Here is a 19,905-nt window from a genome sequence, read left to right as displayed (position 1 = left end):
GAAGCGGGATGGAAGAGAGGACAACAGGACCGGCGTTCACCCGACAGGAGCAGCGGGTCAACCAGCTGGCCGCCCAGTATGTAGAGCTGGTGAACAGAGGCCAGGACCGGAACAGCGAGCGGCTGACCGCTCTGTCCACCCAGATCTGGCTGGGCACGGTGGAGGCTATGGAACGGACCTTGGGGGGCCGAGCTCTGGACCAGGAGCGCCGAATCGCCAACAGCGGGCGGGATTATGAGGAACAGGACCTAAAGATGGAGCTGCTCACCGAGCTGATCATGAACGGCCTGTCCGGCCGGCCAGGCCAGGAGGGGGAGGGGGTTCCTCGTTTTGATCCGGAGCGGGCCCCCTGGCTGGTATATATCGCCAAGGGGATGAAATGGAAGCAGTCTGACTTCATCCGCAGGGAGCGGGACGGTGTGCCTGAATTGACCCATGGGGAGCGCCAACGCATCCGGGAGGCGGACCCGGACCGCAGGGACGAGGTGCGCCGGGCGGTCTACCGCGGCATCAGCGCCCTCTCGCTGGATGTACCGATGGGGGAGGAGGAGGCCACGCTGGGCGACATGGTCCAGGACCCGGAAGGGCTGAAGACCCTGGAGCGGGTGGAGGAGGACAGTGTGTTCGCCTCCATGGCCTGTGAACTGGCGGCCAAGGTGTTCCTGCTCCAGCAGGAGCGGGGCCGGTCGGTCAGGAAAGACGTGGTCATTGCCTATTACCAGCTGTTTTTTACCGATAATGTGACCCAGATGGCCAGAGAGGGCTGGCTCCGCCAGGTGCGCCACCCCAGGGAGCTGTTTCGCAGTATGGACTTGGATTTTCTGGACCACTGCATGACTTGTGTGTGCCGCACACTGACGGAGCTGGGCCGGACGGCCCTGAAGGCATACCGGCTTCTGGTCCCAAAGCGGGACAGCGGAGCGGAGCCCCCTCTGCCCCTGCCCACAGACGTATATCAGGCATATGTGGCTCTGGCCTGGGGGAAGGAGGTCACCACCCGCAGCATCGACCTCCACCGGCAGAATTACAGGAAAACAATGGCTATGGCCATCCGATAAAAGGCTTCTAGCGGAGAGGAGGTCACCCATGGGGGAGCGGTACGGCTTATTTTTTGAGGAATTTCCGGCAGATTACCCGGAAAAAAGCCGGGCGCTGCTTACCGGGTTTGCCCTGTCCGGCATCCAGGGCTATCTTTTTGGCAGGATAAACGGGGAGTGGACCCCGGCCAGGGTGCGGCGGGCCTCCCGCTATGTGTCCCTGGCGACGGAGGCGGTGGGGGCCTACCTGGTCCGGGCCATGGGGGGATACCGTCCCCACCCGCTGATGATGAGCAGCGGCAAGGGCTGGCTCCTCACGGCCCCCGGAACACCCCTGGAAAAGCTGGAGAGGGAGCTGGTCCGGCTGAAGCGGGGGCTGTTTCTGGCCTCCGGCGGCCGGCTGGAGCTGGAGGCGGGCACGGTCCCTGTTGTACTGGTCCGGCCTGGGGGCAGACGCCTGATGGGCGGGCCCTGGCCGGACGGGATGGCCCAGGTCCACCGGGCCATGGAGCGGGATAAGTTCCAGAGCCGGGCCCTGTTCGGGCTGGATCGGGCGAGGGACCGGATGCCCTGGCTGGAGCCTGCCGCCCTGCTAAAAGGGGAAGGAGAGCTCCTACCGCCTCCCTGGGCACAGCCTGGCCTGCTGAAGCTGGACTTGGACAACCTGGGCCTGTTCTTCTCCGCCTTCGGCACCGTGGACCAGAGGGAGGCGGCGGGACAGGCTCTGGACCGGGCCATCCTGGGGGCTGTCACCCACCTGGAGGAGCTATATCCCCTCTTTGCCGGAGGGGATGACCTGCTGCTCCTGTGCCCACCGGAGCGGGCGCTGTCCGCGGCCGCCGCCCTGCGGCGGGAGCTGGCGCGGCAAATTGAGGGGGAGGGGGCGCTGAGAGCGTACCGCCCTCGCTTCGGCCTGTCCTGCGGCTGTCTGCCCTCCTTCGACCCCAGGCTGCCCGCCCTGTACTATTTGGATCGGGCGGAGGGACAACTGGAGCTGGCCAAGGCCCAGGGAAAAGACCGGCTGGCGATGGGGGGCAGGACCTTGAGCTGGGTACAGGCGGAGGAGCTGGGCCGGCTGCTGGAGGAGAATGAATACCTGTTCCGGCAGCTTGGCCGGAGCGCCCATCACTATGGAGTTCCCCAACTGCTCCTCCAGGATATTTTGGACCACAGCGGCCGGGACAGCGACCGGGCACAGGCCCGTGAGCTGTTGGCTCTGTTTGGCAGAGAGGAGGTCCCATATGGCTGACAAGGCGCTCCGCCTGAAGATGGAGCGGGGTCAGTGCATGGATCTGTTTCCGGTACCGGCCTCCGCCGTGGCCCAAGCTCTGGCCCCCTTTGGGCTGGAGGAGAGAGACGCCCTCAGCGATCTGCTGCCTGAAGGGACATTTTATAGTCCTCTGGGGCCATCCGATGTCCAGAGCGGGGATCAGGGGGATGCTGCTAGCTATACGCTGGGTAAGAAGCTGAAGAAAAGCCAGTATGTAGCCCGGGCCCCGGGCCTGCTTCGGATGCTGTTTCAACCCTGGTTCTCTCAGGAGGCATTGGACCGGCTGGCCGCTGGCCGCTGGCGCTGTGAGAACGGGATATTGGCTCCGGCGGAGCTGGGGGAGGTGCGTCTTCCCATCCCACGGCCCCAGGCCCGACTGGACCGGGGCGGGCTGGTCCACCGGATGGTGTGGGAGGCGGACCAGGATCTGACGCTGGAGGTGTTCCTGCCCCGGGAGCTGGCGTTGGCGCCGGGGCGTGAGCTGGAGATGGCCGGCGCTGTGCTGACTGTGGAGGGGCAGATGGATGTCCCCCCGGCGGCCGGGGAACGCTGGCTGCTGCTGTCCGCCGGTATACCCGCCAGACCGGAGGAACTGCCCTCAGAGGATGGGGCTGGCAGCTGGCGGCTCTGTCTGGCGGAGGGGGGCCCCGCCTTAAAGCCAGGGAGCTGGCTGCGGTGGCCGGGCGTGCTGCCCACAGACTTTTGGGTGGGGCGGCCGCCCTACCTGTTCCGACTTTAGCCAGAGGAGAGGTGAACGGGGTTGATCCATAAAAAGAAAAACGGACAATACAGATACCGGGATGGAAGCCGATACGGAGATTGGATCTCGGCAGGCGGCGGTATGGTTTCTTTGATATGGGTCTTTCTTGCCATTGGGATATGGTTGTTTTTGTGTGATGTTCTTTACGACATCGTAATAGAGTCAGGGCCAATCGGGACCGGACTGCTTTTTCTGGCCGCGGAGAGAGTCGGTGCCTGTATCAGCAGCCGGAGCCTGGTGTTTCTCCAGGAACACAGGCAGGGAATATTGCTGCGGACGCTGACTGTCCGGCTGCTTCTGTGTCTGACGGCAGGCTTCCTGCTGTGGAGGCTGATCGAGTATGTAAAATTCTTTCTGCCTCTGATTCCTGCTGGACTATGGATCTTTCGGGAAAAAATAGGGGCCTTGCTCCGCTGGGCCGATGGAGGCGCTGCCTGGCTGGAGGAGAGGGGCAGAGCCTCTGTGGGGACCGGAAAGGCGGCCAATGGAATCCGGATTGGCGGAGAAGCTCCGGAAAGGACCATACAGGCCGAACGCGATCTGGGATACCCTCTGGGCAATCCTCCGGCCCGCCAGACAGGGGTGCAGGTGGCTGGCTGTCCAACTGGGCTGACACCTCCTGTGGACGGGCGGCAGGCGGCCACCCTGCGGGCGGAGCTGGCCGAGGGCCTGGACCTGACCGGCCCCACTCCGCTGTTCTTTCCGTCGGAGCAGATGGAGCGGAGGACCATCCCCAACGGGGAGCTGGAGCAGCTGGTCAAAGAGGAGCTGGCTCTGAACGACTACTTGTGGATTCAGCCAGGAAAGATTACGGAGCAATATGCCCAATACCTCCTCTATTCCGCTAACTGTGTCTTTGAGCTGCAGTGGAAAAAATTTGTTTCCAGCGGCAACTACTACGCTACCATCCATTTCCGGCACAGAAAGACCACCCTGGATACGGTGAATATGTTAGGGCGGACTGCCCGCTTCCGGCACAATAAAAAAATATCTCTGGCCAGGAAGGGGCAGTCCGGCGTGGAGCTGGCCTATGTGGAGCAGTTCATTAGCCGGGTGGACAGCTACTTCTGCCTGTTGGGCCAGGTGGAGTTGGAACGGGAGGAGGAACAGCGGCCCGAAGAGGAGCAGCAGAAACGGGTGGATTACTGTACCCTTCACTGTGACCTGATCGACGCCGAGGCGGCTTTGGAGCAGGAGAAGGCCATCCGGCTGTCCTACCGGGGTATCGAGAGCACGGACCAGTTCAACGCCGAGGGCGGCACCTACTGTTTCCTGCTGGCCGAGCCTTCTTCCCAGAGCGGTCAGGAGCTGGAGGGACAGGGCGTGGTGCTGTGCGGCCTGGGTGAGGAGCCGGGAGAGAACAGCCGGCGCACTGGGACCATCGTCCGGTATGAAAGCCAGCGCCCAGCGGTATGGGTCAAGCTGCCCCAGCGGCGGGAGTGTACCCTGGACGCCCTGCCGAAGGAGGGCACTTTGTTCAGCCGGCCCAATATCGGCTACGCGATCCAGAAGAGCGCCTTCCAGACTCTGGCGGAGGACAAGGCGGTGAACCGCTCTATTCTGGACATCCTGCTGGAAGGGCGGTATGCCCCCATGGGGCCGGTGGAGCAAGTGGCCAGAAAAGGAAACCCCGCCCAAAAACGGGCGGTAGACCTGGCAGTGGCCACTAAGGATTTCCTGCTGGTCCAGGGACCGCCCGGCACAGGAAAGACCACCATTATTATCGAGATGGTCCGCCTGTTTGTAGACCGGGGGATGCGGGTGCTGATCAGTTCCAAGAACAATCTAGCGGTGGACAATGTGTTGGAAAAGCTGGTGGAGAAGCAGGTAGACTGTGTCCGCCTGACCACTGACGAGGAGAAAATCCAAGTCCCCGTAGTTCGAGAGGTATGGACCAACCGGAAGCTGCTGACCATGCAGCGAAACGTGCTCCGAAACAGCGGTCGCCAGCGGGCCAGGCTGGAGGAGGAGCTGACAGAGCTTGCCCCCCAGATCTCCGCCCTCCAGGACTGTGCCCAGAGCGCCGGACGCTATCAGGAGCTGCTGGAGGAGCGCCGAAGGCTGATGGGACAGCGCCTGTGGATGAAGCTGCTGGCCCTGTTCCGCTCCAAACGGACGAAGGAGTGGGAGCAGGAACTGGAGCATACCGAGGAGCGGCTGGCCTTTGCCCGAGAGCTGCTGGCCCGGTACTGTGTGGAGCACGGCATGGGGAGCCGGGATGTGGATGTGGGCCAGTTGGCGACCGATATCCTCCGGGAGTTGGCTGATCTCCAGGCCAAGGAGCGGACCTGGAGAGCCCGTCTCCAACTGTTGAGCCAGTGGGAGCGGGAGCTGCAAAACCGCTGCGAGGAACTGGAGGACGCCCTGTTTGCCCAGGTGAAGGTCATCGGGGCCACCTGTATTTCCAGCGAAACGGACCGGAACTTTAAAAAGCTGGAGTACGACGTTGCCATCGTGGATGAGTCGGGCCAGATTACCCTCCACGACGTAATCGTCCCCATGGCCAAGGCCAGGAAGGTCATCCTCATCGGAGACCACCTTCAGTTGCCCCCTGTGTCAGACAGCGACCTGATTCGGCGCATGGAGGAGGACGAACGCTTCCAGCAGGAGGAGGGCCTGGACCGATACTATTCCGTCAGCCTCTTTGAAGAACTGTTCGAGCGGGCGCCGGAGGCAAATAAAGTCATGCTGGATACCCAGTTCCGGATGCACAGCTCCATCGCGCGGTACATCTCGGACCAGTTCTATCACGGGACCTACCAAACCGGGTGCCTGGATGAATACCGTGTCCTGCCCCTTCGGGGGGGCGAAGCCCCCATCCGCTTTCTGGATACCATCGGCCTGCCCGACAAGGAGGAGACCATGGCGGAGGGAGGCGAGGGAGTATATAACGACTGTGAAGCTAGGATCCTGGTGGATGAAACCGTCAAGATACTCAAACAGCTGCCCTATGTGGTCAAGGATTTTGACGGCAGCCGGGAGTTTGACGTGGAGCTGAACTACCGCTCGGTGGGTATCATCACCCCCTATAAGAAGCAGATTGGCCGCATCCGCAAATTCTTACTCCCTGCCCTCGCCCGGGAGCTGTGCGAAGGTGACAAGCTCCACGCCCAGGAGATCCTGGACCGGATCGACATAGCCACGGTGGACTCCTTTCAGGGGAGAGACAAGGAGATCATCTTCTACTGCTTTGTCCGCTCCTCTCCCCAGCACGGCATTGGCTTTGAGAGCGAGGTCCGCCGCTTGAACGTGACCATGACCCGTGCCAAGCGGCTGTTGGTCATGGTGGGGGACAGCGAGACCCTGACCCAGACCCGGGCCAAAAAGCCCCCCTTCCAGGGGAGCCGCTACCCCCGGGAGTATTTCTCCGCTCTGCTGGACTACTGCCGGCAGAACGGCGTCTATCAGCGGCTGGAGGTGTCCCATGGCAAGGAAGAATAACCGGCCCCGCCGGGTCAATGAGATATTGAGCGGCTTGGCCGCCGTACGGCCGGTGGCCTGCTTCGCCAAGGTGTACCACCCGGTCTATGGACTGCCTTTGGAGCTGGTAGAGGAGTTGGAGAGCGATTGGTCTGTGCTGGAGGAATTTATGGACCGGGCGGTGATGGAGTGCGCCCCCAGCCAGCGGTTGAAGGACCGGGACGATTTGCTCCGCCTGCTTGGGCTGGAGGGAGTGGAGATGGCCAAGAGTTTCTACTCCGCGCTGATAACCCAGGGGCACATCGTGGAAGGACCCCAGGGGTTGGAATACACCCAGCTGTGTGCCAAGTCCATCCAAAGAGGTAGGAAGATATACCCGGCCCGGTCGCTGCGGCGGCTCTATGTGGACGCCCTGGGGCTGATTCCCCTGACGCGGGAGTATCAGCCCGGTACCCGGCTGATCCCCTATAACAGCCAGGACCTCTACATTTCCCTCCACCATGAGGAGGGAGCCAAGGTACCCTTCCGGGACGGACTGCCACTGGACATGTTCGACGAGCGGGTGGTATTGGAGGAGGAGGCTCTGAAGCGGCGCATCCTGGACCCCTGGTCCGGCCAGGAGCGGATCGAGCGCAATCTGCCCCAGCGGGTGAGCCGGGTGGTCCTCAATAGCGGAGAACCTTTGGAGCAGTATTTTACTCCCTACTACTTCGTATGCTGGCAGGGGGGCGAGACGGAGGCGCTGGACTACTACACCGGGGAGCCCTCTGAGATTTTTTCTCCCCTGCTCCACCGGAGACCTGACCTGCGCAAACAGATCCTTGGCCTGCTGGAGAACAGCCGGGATTGGACGGCACAGCAGCTGGCGGAGGGCAGGGGAGACCGGCTCTATATCCCGCTGAGAGGTTTTCCCCGCTCTCTGGGCCAATGTGCCCAAACCGGCTATCTGGACGACCAGGGCAATCTCCATTTCCGGGTGACCGACCAGGATATAGAGGTCCTGCTGGCCCAGGCCGGCGAGGGCCGGGGAATAGATGCCCTCCATGAGCTGTACCGCAACCCCTGGCTGGCCAACACACAGCCGCAGACTATGGGGAGCGTCTGCCACCCCGTGTTGGACGAAGGGCAGCTGGACCGGCTCCAGCAGACACTTTTAGAACACCGTCCCGGACCGGAGGGGGAGGAAGAGGACCAGCGGTACCTGGATAGGCTGACGGTCCGCCGTCGGCCCGCCGACAGCCCCCAGGAGCTGGCCCGTACGGAGAGAGAGGAGGTATAAGCCATGGAGATACACGGACTGCAAAAAATGACGCTGCTGGACTATCCCGGCAAAGTGGCCTGCACCGTCTTTTTGAGCGGCTGCGATTTCCGCTGCCCCTTCTGTCATAACGGCGAGCTGGTTACCGGCACCTGTCCCCCAGAAACAGACGACCAGGGGCTTCTGGCCTTCCTGAACAGGCGAAAGGGCCTGTTGGACGGGGTGTGCGTCACAGGAGGGGAGCCCCTGCTGCGCCCCGACCTGCCCCGCCTGCTGGGCGAGATCAAAGAGCTGGGCTTTCAGGTCAAGGTGGATACCAACGGCACCCATCCGGACCGGCTGCGCCGGCTGGTGGAGGAGGGGCTGGTGGACTATGTGGCCATGGACGTGAAGAACAGCCCGGAGCGGTACGGGGAAACAGCGGGGGTGTACGGCCTGGAGCTGGCGTCTGTCCGGGACAGCGTGTCCTATCTGCTGTCTGGGGCGGTGGACTATGAATTTCGGACCACCGTGGTACGGGAGTTTCACAACCGGGACTCCTTCCGGGCCATCGGCCCCTGGCTGTCCGGCGCCAGGAGGTACTTCCTCCAGTCCTTCGCGGACCGGGACACCGTACTCCAGCCGGGCCTCCACCCCTGCTCCCGAGAGGAGCTGGAGGGCTTCGCCGCCCTGGTTCGCCCTTATGTGGACGAGGTGAGCCTGCGGGGGCTGGAGTGAGAGGGCTTTGGCGAGGGTGACCAAAAGTTGCCCTCGCCTTTTTGTATATAGCAACAAGATATTGTGTTTGTTGAAAATATTTGAAACTATATATTGACGGCCGCTCCAGCCGGTGGTATAGTAAAAAGGCGCTGAAACGCCGGGAGAGGCCGGCTTTGTCATAGAAAGAAATGTGGAGGGACTTCTGATGTACCAGGTGACAAAACGGGACGGCACCGCCGCCAGCTTTGAGCTCAACAAGATATCCGCCGCCATTACCAAAGCCTTTGAGGCCATGGAGAAGCAGTATCACCCCAGTGTGATCGATATGCTGGCCCTGCGGGTCACCGCCGATTTTGAGCCCAAGATCAAGGACGGCCGGATCGCCGTAGAGGATATCCAGGACAGTGTGGAGCGGGTGCTGTCTGAGGCGGGCTACGCCGATGTGGCCAAGGCCTATATTCTGTACCGCAAGCAGCGGGAGAAGGTGCGCAATGTCAACTCCGCCCTGCTGAACTACAAGGACCTGGTGGACGACTATCTGCAGATCAACGACTGGCGGGTGAAGGAGAATTCCACCGTCACCTACTCCGTGGGCGGTCTGATTCTGTCCAACTCCGGGGCTATTACGGCAAACTACTGGCTCAGTGAGATCTATGACCAGGAGATCGCTGACGCCCACCGGAACGCCGAGATCCACATCCACGACCTGTCCATGCTCACCGGCTACTGCGCCGGTTGGTCTCTGAAGCAGCTCATCCAGGAGGGGCTGGGCGGTATTCCGGGTAAGATCACCTCCTCCCCCGCTAGCCACCTGTCTACCCTGTGCAACCAGATGGTCAACTTCCTGGGCATCATGCAGAATGAGTGGGCTGGGGCCCAGGCATTTTCCTCCTTCGACACCTATCTGGCCCCCTTTGTCAAGGTGGACAACCTGACCCAGAAGGAGGTCAAGCAGTGCATCCAGTCCTTTGTCTACGGCGTGAACACCCCATCCCGCTGGGGGACTCAGGCCCCCTTCTCCAACATCACCCTGGACTGGACGGTGCCCAAGGACCTGGAGAACCTGCCCGCCATCGTGGGTGGGAAGGAGATGGACTTTACTTACGGCGACTGTAAAAAAGAGATGAATATGGTCAACAAGGCCTTCATCGAGATCATGATCGAAGGGGACGCCAATGGCCGGGGCTTCCAGTATCCCATCCCCACCTACTCCATCACCCGTGACTTTGACTGGAGCGAAACGGAGAACAACAAGCTTCTCTTTGAGATGACCGCCAAGTACGGCACCCCCTATTTCTCCAATTACATCAACTCCGATATGGAGCCCTCCGACGTGCGCTCCATGTGCTGCCGCCTGCGGCTGGACCTGCGGGAGCTGCGGAAAAAGTCCGGCGGCTTCTTCGGCTCCGGCGAGTCCACCGGCTCTGTGGGCGTGGTCACCATCAACCTGCCCCGCATCGCCTATCTGGCGGAGAGTGAAGAGGATTTCTACAAGCGACTGGACCACCTGATGGACGTGGCGGCCAGATCGCTGAAGACCAAGCGCACCGTTATCACTAAGCTGCTGGATGCGGGGCTGTATCCCTATACAAAGCGTTATCTTGGGAGCTTTGATAACCATTTCTCCACCATTGGCCTGATTGGCATGAACGAGGTGGGGCTCAACGCCAAGTGGCTCCAGGCTGACCTGACCCACCAGGAGACCCAGGCCTTTGCCAAGGACGTGCTCAACCATATGAGGGAGCGTTTAAGCGACTATCAGGAGAAGTACGGCGACCTCTATAACCTGGAGGCCACCCCCGCCGAGTCCACCACCTACCGCTTCGCCAAGCACGACAAGGCCCAGTTCCCCGACATCATCACCGCCAATGAGAACGGGACCCCCTACTACACCAACTCCTCCCATCTGCCCGTGGGCTACACCGAGGATATCTTCTCCGCCCTGGATGTCCAGGACGAGCTCCAGACCCTCTATACCTCAGGTACTGTGTTCCACGCCTTCCTGGGGGAGAAGCTGCCCGACTGGAAGGCGGCTGCCGCCCTGGTGCGGAAGATTGCGGAGAATTATAAGCTGCCCTATTACACCATGTCCCCCACCTACTCGGTCTGCGCCGACCACGGCTATCTGGCAGGGGAGCAGCACGTCTGTCCCCACTGTGGCAAGGAGGCCGAGGTGTACAGCCGTATTACTGGCTACTACCGCCCGGTGAAGAACTGGAACGACGGCAAGAGTCAGGAGTTCAAGGACCGAAAGGTGTACGACATTAGCCGCTCCTCTCTGCGCCGGGCGGGCATCGCCGGCAGCCAGGTGACGGTGGAGGACCATGCGGCCCGGCCTGTTCCCGCGGAGGAACTGATGCTCTTCGCCACACGGACCTGCCCCAACTGCCGCCAGGCGGAGGAACAGTTACAGAAGGCGGGCATCCCCTACCGGAAGGTGCTGGCAGAGGAAAATCCCGACCTGACCACTCGATACAGCGTCCGCCAGGCCCCAACCCTAGTCTTTGAGGGACAGGACGGCCCGGCCAAGGTGGTTGGCCTGGGGCCCATCCGCCAGTTTATCCAGGAGAATCGGCCCGCCAGTGTAGGATGACCCTTGCGCTGGAGGACAAACTCGTGTATCATAAAAACAGCCCCGGATTCCGGGGCTGTTTTTCCTTCCACGACCTGACAGGAAGAGGTGCTTTGATATGTATGATATTATCGTTGTGGGCGGCGGGCCCGCCGGTCTGACTGCCGCCCTGTATGCTGCCCGGGCGGGCAAGTCGGTCCTGGTCCTGGAGCAGGAGACTTTGGGCGGTCAGATCGCCTATGCCCCCCTGGTGGAGAACTATCCGGGACTGCCCGGCATGAGGGGCGGCGACTTTGCCGACCAACTGGCCCGGCAGGTCCGGGAGCAGGGGGCGCAGCTGCGGATGGAGGGCGTGTCCGCCATGCGCACCAGAGGAGAGGTTATTGAGCTGACAACGGACGGAGGAACGGAGGAGTGCCTGGCCCTGGTGCTGGCCACTGGGGTGAGCCACCGGAAGCTGGGACTGGCCGGGGAGGCCGACCTGGTGGGAGCTGGCCTGTCTTACTGCGCGGTGTGTGACGGGGCCTTTTACCAGGGGCGTCCGGTGGCGGTGGTGGGCGGCGGTGACGCGGCCCTCCAGGAGGCCCTCTTTCTGTCCCAGCGGTGCGCCCAAGTGACGGTCATCCACCGAAGGGACCTGTTCCGGGGGGAACAGCGGCTGGTGGACCAGCTCCGCGGCCGTGACAATGTGGACTTCCGCCTGTCCAGCCAGGTGACCAGCCTGTTACAAGCCAACGGGGAGCTGACCGGCCTGCGGCTGGCTGACCGGAAGAGGGGGACAGAGGAGGAGCTGAAGGTTGACGGCCTTTTTGTGGCCGTGGGTCAGGAGCCCCGGAACGAGATATTTGCCAACCTGGTCATGACGGACGACAGAGGCTATTTTGTGGTCCATGAGGACTGCGCTACAAGCCTGCCTGGGGTTTTCGCCGCCGGTGACTGTCGGGCGAAGGAGGTCCGCCAGCTGACTACTGCCGTGGGCGACGGGGCTGTGGCTGGTCTGGCTGCCTGCCGCTATGTGGACCAGCGCAAGAATTAAATGAGGATGGCCCCGGACCTGTCATGAGAAGCGTGTTTTTCCGTCTATACCAGTAGAAATGTACCGCCGGGAGTGGCGGGGACATGGATGATTGGGAGGGAAATGACATGAGAAAAAAGACGCTGATCAGATTGGCCTGCCTGCTTCTGCTGTTGTCCGCCATGGCTCTGCCCGTCTACGGGGACACGGGGCCCAAGCCGTCAGTGAATGTAACGATCGAGGGACTGGAGGGGCGGGCTTGTTGGGCCACCCTGCTGTCTGCCCGTTCCTCCACCGGCCCACACAGCTCTCTGTGGCGGGAAAGTGAGAGGGGGCAGTGGGTAAAAAACCAGCATATCTTGCCACGGTATACCCAGCTTGATCCGGAGTATCCCGCATGGGCTGCCTTCGCCGAGTATGAGGAGGAGAGGAGGGACTGGTTTTTCCTTCAGGAGGTGTGGGACGCCTCCGATGGAGCGTTTGCCTGGACCTACTACCCGCCGGATCAGTTCCAGATAGCGCTGTGGTTTCCGGGGGAGAATGCCGTCGTTCTTAGCCAGACCTGCGAGCAGTACGCCTTTGACAGCTACTACCATCTGGATCTGTCCGGGGCGGAGTTGGAGCCTGGCGGGGCGGTCCGGCTCCAAACGGCGGCTCGGAGCTATGACTACACCAAGGAGCTGGTTTCCTTGGCCGTCCGGGTGGTGCTGACGGTTGGGGCGGAGTTGGGGGTGGCCTGGCTGTTCCATCTGCGGAGCAGGGGGCAGATGGCGCTGATTCTGGTTGTCAACCTGCTTACCCAGGGCGCGCTGAACCTGGGACTAAACTGGTACGCCTATAAGAATGGCACCATGTTCCTGTTCTTGCCCTATCTGTTGATGGAGCTGGGGGTGGTGCTGGCAGAAGGAGGGGCCTATCTCGGCCTCATGCCCGGTGGGAAGGGGCGGGGGAAACAACTCGCCGCCTATGCGCTGGCTGCCAACGGCCTGTCGCTGGCCTCGGGTTGGGTGCTGGCCCTGTTCGTCCCCGGAATATTTTAATGAAAAGGAAGGCTGTCCGCTTACTGGCGGACAGCCTTCCTTTACAAACAGAGGAAACTGCGATATACTAAATCAGTTCCGGATACCCTATGCGCCGCAGGCGCGGCTTGGGGATTCAATTTTTTCAAAAGAGGTTTCCATGAAAAAGATTATTTTAGCTTTCCTGCTGCTGGCCTTGCTCCTGCCCGCAGTTGGATGTGCGGCCCAGGAAGAAAAGGAAAGAGTGACTGTGGTGGCCACCACATATCCCATCTATCTGTTTGCGCGGGCGGTGACCGATGGGACGGAGGGGGTAGTGGTAGAGCGGCTGGACACAGGAAGCGCCAGCTGCCTCCACGATTACACCCTGTCCATGGCGGACATGAAAAAGCTGGAGAGAGCCGACCTGATTGCCCTGAACGGGGCGGGGCTGGAGGACTTTTTGTCCGATGCCCTAGCCACCTCGGACGCGGAGGTGGTGGACTGCTCCGCTGGAGCAGAGCTGCTGGAAAATCTCTCCCACGACCACAAGGAGGGGGACGAGGACCATGATCACGGCCATTATGACCCCCACTACTGGATGGACCCTGCCAGCGTGCCCACCATGTTGGACAATCTAGTGGAGGGACTTGTTCAAATTATGCCGGAGTGGGAGCCTCTGCTCCGGACCAATACTGGGCTGGCCGCTGACTTGGTGGAGAGAGAGTTGCTGGATACATACCAGGGGCGGGACGGTGGTGGGTTGACCCACCGGGAACTGATTACCTTCCACGACGGGTTCCAATATTTTGCCAGGGCCTTTGATCTGGAGCTGCTGGCTGCCATCGAGGAGGAGGCGGGCAGCGAGGCCTCCGCCAAGGAGATTGTGGAGATCTCCCAGCTGGTGCGGGAGCATGATATTCCGGCAATCTTTACCGAGGTCAATGGCTCTGACGCCACCGCCAACGCTATCGGACGGGAGACGGGCTGTCAGGTCTGGATGCTGGATATGCTGATGAGCGGTGACGACGTGCCCCAGGACTGGGGACTGGAGAAGATCATGGAGCAATACATCTCCCGGCTGAAGGGAGATCTAGAGACGGTGAGGGAGGCTCTGGGATGAGAAAGTTCAAGCATGGAAAATTATCCGGTGGCTGCGCCGACTCCTGCTGCCTGAAACTGGAGGGCCTGTCCGTCAGCATGGAGGGGGACCAGATCCTGGAGGATGTGTCCTTCCACCTCCACTGTGGGGAGATCGTGGCTTTGATCGGACCAAATGGCGCTGGCAAATCCACCCTTTTTCGAAGCATTTTAGGGCAGACCCCCTATAAAGGGAGTATTACCTTCTCCCCGGCGGGCGGCCCCGCCATCCGGCTGGCCGACGGAGCGGCGGCTGGGGGCACCCGGCCACTGGTGGGCTATGTGCCCCAGTCTCCCAGCTTTGACCGGGGGGACCCGGTGTCAGTTTTAGACTTCTTTACCGCCGCAACCTCTAAGTGGCCGGTTTTTCTCCCTATCCCGCGGGAATACCGGGACCGGGCGGCGGCCATCTTGGCCCGTGTCCATGGGGAGGACTTACTGGACCGGCCCATGGGGGCTCTGTCCGGTGGCCAGCTCCAGCGGGTGCTGCTGGCCCTGGCCCTGGAGCCAGTGCCTCACATTCTGATTCTGGACGAGCCCCTGTCCGGCGTGGATATTGAGGGGGAGCACCAATTGCTGGAGATGCTGGATGAGCTAAGAACCCAATATGATTTGTCCATCTTCCTGTCCACCCATGACTTCGCCACCCTGGGCCAGTTCGCGGACAAGGTCATTTTGCTGAATAAGAGAATGCTGCGGGCGGGTCCGCCGGACGAGGTGCTGTCCTCTCCGGAATTCTATGACACCTTCCATCTGCGGATGGGGAGAGGGGGAGAGCGCTGATGGAGCTTTGGTATTCTCTCCTGTCGGTCCTGCCCTTTGACTGGGCCCAGCCTGGGCAGATGTACTTTATGAAGCACGCCCTGCTGGCCGTGCTGGTCATCACGCCCCTGTTCGGTATCCTGTCCACTATGGTGGTCCACAGCCGGATGTCCTTTTTCTCCGACGCCCTGGGCCATTCCGCCTTCACCGGCATGGCCATCGGAGCCATTTGTGGCTTCGACCGCCCCACGCTGGCGGCGGTGATCTTTGCGGTGGTTTTCGCCCTGCTGTTCAACCTGGTCCGCCGCCGGTCCGCTCTGGCCAGCGATACGGTCATCGGGGTGTTCTCTTCCACCGCCGTGGCGCTGGGTATCTTCCTGTCCACAATGAACGGCCGGTCCTTCACCAAGTTCAACAGCCTGCTTATCGGCGACATCCTGTCGGTGGAGCCGGCCATGATCGGGGTTCTGGCGGGTATTCTGCTGCTGGTGCTGGCACTGTGGCTGCTGTCCTTCAACAAGCTGATGCTGTCCGCTGTTCACCCGGCCCTGGCAGACAGCCGGGGGATTCAGGTGTTCTGGCAGGAGACGGTGTTTTCCGTAGCCATCGCCGTGGTGGTCACCCTGTCCATGACCTGGGTGGGCCTGCTGGTCATCAATTCTCTGCTGGTGCTGCCCGCGGCGGCGGCCCGGAACCTGGCCCGGAACATGAGGCAGTACCATCTGTTTTCTCTGCTGGGAGCGGTGCTGGCCGGCGTGGCCGGCCTGATGACTTCCTATCATCTGGGTCCCTCCGCTGGAGCGTCTATCACTCTCTATCTGGCGGTGTGGTTTGCGCTGTCGTTTTTGCTCCGGAAAAAGGGATAAAATAGGCGCGCCCCCAGCAGATAACTGGGGGCGCGCCTGCTTTTCTTGAAAAAAGGAAATACTTCTCAGGTGAAATGGCCGTTGATTTGGCCAGTATATCCATACCTTACGGTCTAGTTGAATCAAAAGGGCGGATCAGCTATCAATATCCACTAAAATGTTGTCTGTGCCGTGTTCCTCAAATTCGGCGATATAGGCGTCGATGCGGCTGGTCAGTTCGGCGTAGTTGCTCTCATCGATGGGGGCGTCATCCATGTCCCGGCGGGCCAGGTCCTCGGCCAGAATATCAAAAAAGACGTTGTTTTCATATTCAATGATGGCCTCGTGGATGCCTCCCTCCACAAAGGCCCTGGAGGGAACAACCTCCCCCTGGTACAGCTCGGCCAGATCAGGCATCCCCTCTAAAGCGGCCCGGCCGAACAGCAGGCTCTCCACCTGGTCATAGTCGGCGAAACGCTGGTCTCCACGGGTGGAGTTCAGGATCCAGTTGCCGATGTATACCAGGTCCAGCAGACGGCGAAATTGCTTCTTACTCAATTCCAAGTTCATCGTCAGGACCTCCTTCCTTGGAATGGGTATCTATATTATAATCAAGTCTGAGGGATTGTCAAATAGGGGAACGGAGAAAAAACGGGTATTTTCCATGGAAATTTCCCCTTGTCTTTCCAGAGAAGATAACATAAAATAAAAAATACCTAGCTTCGCCCCCTCTGCCCTTTACAACCAGGGCGGGGAAGGGTATAATACCCCCTGCCCGGTGGCGGTCCGCCTCCGCGGCGCGAGAATGAATACCCTGGAGGGACTCATGGAAAAGGATGTCATCATCTCCATCAAAGGGACGCAGAAATACGACGGAGGGGAGCCCGGCGCTGTCGAGTTGGTCACCGCCGGGCGGCTGGCCCAGGACGAGGCTGGCTACACCCTCTCCTATCAGGAGAGTGAGCTCACCGGCCTGGAGGGGACGATGACCACCATCCAGGTGGAGGGGGAGCAGGTCACCCTGATGCGGGTGGGCGAGTTCAATACCCAGATGGTGTTCCGGGAGGGGCGGCGCCACCTCTCCATGTACAATACACCTTATGGCGCAATGGCCATCGGGGTGAATACCCGGCACCTGCTGGCCGAGCTGGACGACCACGGCGGGAACATCGAGATCGACTACTGTATCGAGGTGGACCACGCGGTAGCCAGCAGGAATATTTTTTGTATCCAATTTAAGGAGGCGGAGGGTTCCGGGAGCCTGAAGCAGTAGAGAAATATACAGACGCGGGACGGGCGATGGAGAGAAAGTCCGCGTGAGAAATGAGGATGTGATCGCTATGACAAATATGATCCAAGGCGCCAAGGCACAGGTGGCCAAACTGACCCAGGCGGCCTATGAGAAGGCCGCCGCCGAGGGCTTACTCCCCGCTGGAGCCGAGGTGAGGGCCACAGTGGAGATCCCCAAGGACACCTCCCATGGGGACTACGCCTCCTCCTTCGCTATGGCCGGTGCCAAGGCCCTCCATATGGCCCCCCGGCAAATCGCCCAGATTATCGTGGACCACCTGGAACTGGAGGGGAGCTACTTCCAGAAGGTGGAGATCGCCGGCCCCGGCTTTTTGAACTTCACTCTGGGCCCCAAGTGGTACGGCGAGGTGCTGTCCGCCGTGGAGACTGAGGGGGACCGCTACGGCTCCGGCGAGGAGGGCCGGGGCAAGCGGGTCATGGTGGAGTTCGTCTCCGCCAACCCCACTGGCCCCATGCACATGGGCAACGCCCGGGGGGGCGTGCTGGGGGACACCCTGGCCAATGTGCTGGCCCGGGACGGCTGGGACACTTGGAAGGAGTTCTACGTCAACGACGCCGGAAACCAGATCCACAAGTTCGCCGTGTCCATCAACGCCCGGTATATGCAGCTTCTTCTGGGGGAGGACAATTTCCCTTTCCCCGAGGAGGGATACCACGGGGATGACATCCGGGAGCTGGCCAAGGCCATCTATGAGGCCCACGGGGAAAGCTGGGGGAATCTGCCCGAGGAGGAGCGGCTGGACAAGCTGGCCGAATACGGCCTGTCAGTCAACATCCCCAAGATGCGGGAGGACCTGAAGAAATACGGCATCGTCTATGACCAGTGGTTTTTCGAGTCTGAGCTGCACAACAGCGGCTATGTGGAAAAAACGGTACAGATGCTCACCGAAAAGGGCTGGACCTATGAGAAGGACGGGGCCCTATGGCTGAACACCACTCAGTTGCTCAAGGAGAAATTCATGCGGGAGGGCAAGAGCCGGGAGCAGGTGGACAAGCTGGATCTGAAGGATGATGTGCTCCGCCGGGCCAACGGCTTCTACACCTACTTTGCCGCTGACATCGCATACCACCGGAACAAGCTGGAGGTGCGAGGCTTTGATCTGGCCATCAACATCTGGGGCGCCGACCACCACGGCCATGTGGCCCGACTCCAGGCTGCCCTGGACGCGCTGGGGCTGGACGGCTCCCACCGGCTGGTCATTGTGCTGATGCAGCTGGTCAACCTGATGCAGGACGGCAAGCCTGTCCGAATGTCCAAGCGGTCGGGCAAGGCCATCGCCCTCCACGACCTGCTGGACGAGGTAAGCGTGGACGCTGCCCGGTACTTTTTCAATTCCCGGACGGCCACCAGCCCGGTGGACTTTGACCTGGACCTGGCGGTTCGCCAGGACAGCGACAACCCTGTGTACTATGTCCAGTACGCCCACGCCCGCATCTGCTCCCTGGTGAGCCGCCTGGCGGAGGAGGGAGCCAAGGTACCCGCCGCCGCGGAGGTGGACGCCAGCCTGATGGCGGCGGCAGAGGAGTTGGCCCTGGTAAAGTCCTTGGCCCAATACCCCGAGGAGCTCCATCTGGCGGCTCGTGATTATGACCCCAGCCGCATCAACCGGTATCTGTCCGCCCTGGCTGGGGACTTCCATCGGTTTTATAATGCCTGCCGCATCAAGGGAGAGGAGTCCGCTGTGCTGTCCGCTCGGCTGAAGCTGGCGGACACAGTGCGTGCCGTTCTGGCTAACGGCCTGAAGCTGCTGGGCGTGTCCGCCCCGGAAAAGATGTAAAGAACGGGAAAACACGCCCCGACGGGGCGTGTTTTTCCAAAGGAGGATGAGCCATGGCAAAGCGTGAATGGTTCCCACGCCAGAGGGACGCCCTTCAGCGCCACCGCAATCTGATCACTTACCTGCTGGTGGTGCTGGGCCTGCTGGGCGCTCTAGTGGGCTGGGGGCTGCTGCCTGATATGGTGACCATCAGGCCCCCAACGGCGGCGAACCACCACTATGTCCCCAAGGGGCAGGGCTTGCTGCTCGATCTGGCAATGACGGAGATCTTTGCCGCCCTGTTTTGGCGCTGGCCAAGAGAGTGGGTCTATCTGGCTGGCTCCCTCATTGGGCTGCTGTTCACCTTTGCCCTGCTGTACAACAACCTGGTGTGAGGTGGCTATGGAACTGGATGCGCTGACTCGCCTGCTGGCCCGCCGCCAGCCCGGCCTGATGGACGCCACGGGGAGATATGCGGTACTGGTCCCCATGGTGGAGGGAGAGGAGGGCCTGTCCCTGCTGTACGAGGTCCGGGCCCATACACTCCGCCGCCAGCCGGGGGAGGTGTGCTTTCCCGGCGGCCGGATCGAGGGGGCAGAGTCACCGGAGGAATGTGCCCTGCGAGAAACGGAGGAGGAGCTGTCCATCCCCCGATCCGCGGTCCGGGTGCTGGGACGGCTGGACTTTATCGCCCACCGGGCCAACTTCATCATGTACCCTGTCCTGGCCCTGGTGGACAGGAGGGCGGTAGAGAAAATGTGCCCAAACTCGGCGGAGGTGGAGGAGACCTTCCTGGTGCCCCTCCGCCACCTGCTGGCCACCCAGCCCCTGGAGTATGACTATCAGCTGATTCCCCAGACGGGGGAGAACTTCCCCTATGAGCTGGTGGGCATCCCGCGGGACTACCGCTGGCAGCCGGGAGGAGAGAACGTCCCCATCTACCCCTGGAAGGGGCGGGCCATCTGGGGACTCACCGCCCGGATCACCCGCCATCTGGTGGCGCTGGTCCGCTCCCTGGAGAGGAACTGAAAACGGCCTGGCCGCATAGGCGGCCGGGCCGT

Annotated in this window: 17 protein-coding genes; 16 read left to right on the top strand and 1 reads right to left on the bottom strand. The window is 61.4% G+C overall.

Going from position 1 to position 19,905, the window contains the following annotated elements:
- Window positions 1–8: 8 nt before the first annotated feature.
- The 12 genes from WKS99_RS03345 to WKS99_RS03290 all read left to right on the top strand — a co-directional run bounded on the left by WKS99_RS03345 (window position 9) and on the right by WKS99_RS03290 (window position 15,797).
- Window positions 9–1,058: a hypothetical protein gene (locus tag WKS99_RS03345; protein WP_240286801.1), complete on the top strand. Its 1,050-nt coding sequence runs from the start codon at window positions 9–11 to the stop codon at window positions 1,056–1,058.
- Between the two features lie 28 nt (window positions 1,059–1,086).
- Window positions 1,087–2,286 (top strand): Cas10/Cmr2 second palm domain-containing protein, encoded by a 1,200-nt coding sequence (locus tag WKS99_RS03340; protein ID WP_340405320.1) that lies wholly within the window; start codon window positions 1,087–1,089, stop codon window positions 2,284–2,286.
- The gene (locus WKS99_RS03335; protein ID WP_262669466.1) at window positions 2,279–3,046 is read left to right on the top strand and encodes a hypothetical protein; all 768 of its coding nucleotides are present in this window, start codon (window positions 2,279–2,281) and stop codon (window positions 3,044–3,046) included. Before WKS99_RS03340 ends, WKS99_RS03335 begins: the two co-directional genes overlap by 8 nt.
- Before the next feature lie 102 nt (window positions 3,047–3,148).
- On the top strand, window positions 3,149–6,508 hold the full coding sequence (locus tag WKS99_RS03330; protein WP_340405319.1) for an AAA domain-containing protein: 3,360 nt from the start codon (window positions 3,149–3,151) through the stop codon (window positions 6,506–6,508).
- Window positions 6,492–7,766: a hypothetical protein gene (locus tag WKS99_RS03325; RefSeq protein ID WP_340405318.1), complete on the top strand. Its 1,275-nt coding sequence runs from the start codon at window positions 6,492–6,494 to the stop codon at window positions 7,764–7,766. Before WKS99_RS03330 ends, WKS99_RS03325 begins: the two co-directional genes overlap by 17 nt.
- Window positions 7,767–7,769: 3 nt before the next feature.
- Window positions 7,770–8,462, top strand: coding sequence for an anaerobic ribonucleoside-triphosphate reductase activating protein (locus tag WKS99_RS03320; protein ID WP_340405317.1), 693 nt, complete (start codon window positions 7,770–7,772; stop codon window positions 8,460–8,462).
- A 187-nt stretch (window positions 8,463–8,649) separates the two neighbouring features.
- Window positions 8,650–11,037 carry a ribonucleoside triphosphate reductase gene (locus WKS99_RS03315; protein WP_340405316.1) on the top strand — a complete coding sequence of 796 codons (2,388 nt, stop codon included), beginning with the start codon at window positions 8,650–8,652 and terminating at the stop codon, window positions 11,035–11,037.
- Window positions 11,038–11,134: 97 nt separating this feature from the next.
- On the top strand, window positions 11,135–12,052 hold the full coding sequence (locus tag WKS99_RS03310) for an NAD(P)/FAD-dependent oxidoreductase (RefSeq protein WP_186852205.1): 918 nt from the start codon (window positions 11,135–11,137) through the stop codon (window positions 12,050–12,052).
- A 107-nt stretch (window positions 12,053–12,159) separates the two neighbouring features.
- The gene (locus tag WKS99_RS03305; protein ID WP_340405315.1) at window positions 12,160–13,071 is read left to right on the top strand and encodes a hypothetical protein; all 912 of its coding nucleotides are present in this window, start codon (window positions 12,160–12,162) and stop codon (window positions 13,069–13,071) included.
- Window positions 13,072–13,210: 139 nt separating this feature from the next.
- Entirely contained in the window at window positions 13,211–14,152 is a 942-nt protein-coding gene (locus WKS99_RS03300; RefSeq protein WP_186852203.1) for a metal ABC transporter substrate-binding protein, read from the top strand.
- The gene (locus tag WKS99_RS03295) at window positions 14,149–14,952 is read left to right on the top strand and encodes a metal ABC transporter ATP-binding protein (protein ID WP_186852202.1); all 804 of its coding nucleotides are present in this window, start codon (window positions 14,149–14,151) and stop codon (window positions 14,950–14,952) included. Before WKS99_RS03300 ends, WKS99_RS03295 begins: the two co-directional genes overlap by 4 nt.
- Window positions 14,949–15,797, top strand: a complete 849-nt coding sequence (locus WKS99_RS03290) for a metal ABC transporter permease (RefSeq protein ID WP_240288874.1) — start codon at window positions 14,949–14,951, stop codon at window positions 15,795–15,797. The genes WKS99_RS03295 and WKS99_RS03290 overlap by 4 nt, the downstream gene beginning before the upstream one ends.
- Window positions 15,798–15,932: 135 nt before the next feature.
- On the opposite strand, the gene WKS99_RS03285 is transcribed toward WKS99_RS03290, so the two are convergent.
- Complete coding sequence (locus WKS99_RS03285) at window positions 15,933–16,346, bottom strand: hypothetical protein (RefSeq protein ID WP_147571029.1); 414 nt, start codon at window positions 16,344–16,346, stop codon at window positions 15,933–15,935.
- A 256-nt stretch (window positions 16,347–16,602) separates the two neighbouring features.
- Here WKS99_RS03285 and WKS99_RS03280 point away from each other — a divergent pair, with 256 nt between their 5' ends.
- The 4 genes from WKS99_RS03280 to WKS99_RS03265 all read left to right on the top strand — a co-directional run bounded on the left by WKS99_RS03280 (window position 16,603) and on the right by WKS99_RS03265 (window position 19,873).
- Window positions 16,603–17,049, top strand: coding sequence for a DUF1934 domain-containing protein (locus tag WKS99_RS03280; RefSeq protein ID WP_147571028.1), 447 nt, complete (start codon window positions 16,603–16,605; stop codon window positions 17,047–17,049).
- A 67-nt stretch (window positions 17,050–17,116) separates the two neighbouring features.
- Window positions 17,117–18,865 (top strand): arginine--tRNA ligase, encoded by a 1,749-nt coding sequence (gene argS, locus WKS99_RS03275; RefSeq protein WP_340405314.1) that lies wholly within the window; start codon window positions 17,117–17,119, stop codon window positions 18,863–18,865.
- 53 nt (window positions 18,866–18,918) lie between these two features.
- Window positions 18,919–19,239 carry a hypothetical protein gene (locus WKS99_RS03270; RefSeq protein WP_340405313.1) on the top strand — a complete coding sequence of 107 codons (321 nt, stop codon included), beginning with the start codon at window positions 18,919–18,921 and terminating at the stop codon, window positions 19,237–19,239.
- A 7-nt stretch (window positions 19,240–19,246) separates the two neighbouring features.
- Window positions 19,247–19,873: an NUDIX hydrolase gene (locus WKS99_RS03265; RefSeq protein ID WP_186852201.1), complete on the top strand. Its 627-nt coding sequence runs from the start codon at window positions 19,247–19,249 to the stop codon at window positions 19,871–19,873.
- The last annotated feature ends 32 nt before the right edge of the window (window positions 19,874–19,905 follow it).

The sequence above is a fragment of the Flintibacter sp. HCN-6482 genome (assembly GCF_037892565.1).
GTDB classification, from domain to species: Bacteria; Bacillota; Clostridia; order Oscillospirales; family Oscillospiraceae; genus Lawsonibacter; species Lawsonibacter aceti.
Note: the sequence above shows the minus strand (reverse complement) of the source record. Positions and strands in the feature narration are given on the sequence as shown.

Excerpts from the sequence above, each read along its gene's own strand:
- WKS99_RS03345 (WP_240286801.1), top strand. The coding sequence starts at position 9 with ATGGAAGAGAGGACAACAGGACCGGCGTTCACCCGACAGGAGCAGCGG.
- WKS99_RS03340 (WP_340405320.1), top strand. The coding sequence starts at position 1,087 with ATGGGGGAGCGGTACGGCTTATTTTTTGAGGAATTTCCGGCAGATTAC.
- WKS99_RS03335 (WP_262669466.1), top strand. The coding sequence starts at position 2,279 with ATGGCTGACAAGGCGCTCCGCCTGAAGATGGAGCGGGGTCAGTGCATG.
- WKS99_RS03330 (WP_340405319.1), top strand. The coding sequence starts at position 3,149 with ATGGTTTCTTTGATATGGGTCTTTCTTGCCATTGGGATATGGTTGTTT.
- WKS99_RS03325 (WP_340405318.1), top strand. The coding sequence starts at position 6,492 with ATGGCAAGGAAGAATAACCGGCCCCGCCGGGTCAATGAGATATTGAGC.
- WKS99_RS03320 (WP_340405317.1), top strand. The coding sequence starts at position 7,770 with ATGGAGATACACGGACTGCAAAAAATGACGCTGCTGGACTATCCCGGC.
- WKS99_RS03315 (WP_340405316.1), top strand. The coding sequence starts at position 8,650 with ATGTACCAGGTGACAAAACGGGACGGCACCGCCGCCAGCTTTGAGCTC.
- WKS99_RS03310 (WP_186852205.1), top strand. The coding sequence starts at position 11,135 with ATGTATGATATTATCGTTGTGGGCGGCGGGCCCGCCGGTCTGACTGCC.
- WKS99_RS03305 (WP_340405315.1), top strand. The coding sequence starts at position 12,160 with ATGAGAAAAAAGACGCTGATCAGATTGGCCTGCCTGCTTCTGCTGTTG.
- WKS99_RS03300 (WP_186852203.1), top strand. The coding sequence starts at position 13,211 with ATGAAAAAGATTATTTTAGCTTTCCTGCTGCTGGCCTTGCTCCTGCCC.
- WKS99_RS03295 (WP_186852202.1), top strand. The coding sequence starts at position 14,149 with ATGAGAAAGTTCAAGCATGGAAAATTATCCGGTGGCTGCGCCGACTCC.
- WKS99_RS03285 (WP_147571029.1), bottom strand. The coding sequence starts at position 16,346 with ATGAACTTGGAATTGAGTAAGAAGCAATTTCGCCGTCTGCTGGACCTG.
- WKS99_RS03280 (WP_147571028.1), top strand. The coding sequence starts at position 16,603 with ATGGAAAAGGATGTCATCATCTCCATCAAAGGGACGCAGAAATACGAC.
- argS (WP_340405314.1), top strand. The coding sequence starts at position 17,117 with ATGACAAATATGATCCAAGGCGCCAAGGCACAGGTGGCCAAACTGACC.
- WKS99_RS03270 (WP_340405313.1), top strand. The coding sequence starts at position 18,919 with ATGGCAAAGCGTGAATGGTTCCCACGCCAGAGGGACGCCCTTCAGCGC.
- WKS99_RS03265 (WP_186852201.1), top strand. The coding sequence starts at position 19,247 with ATGGAACTGGATGCGCTGACTCGCCTGCTGGCCCGCCGCCAGCCCGGC.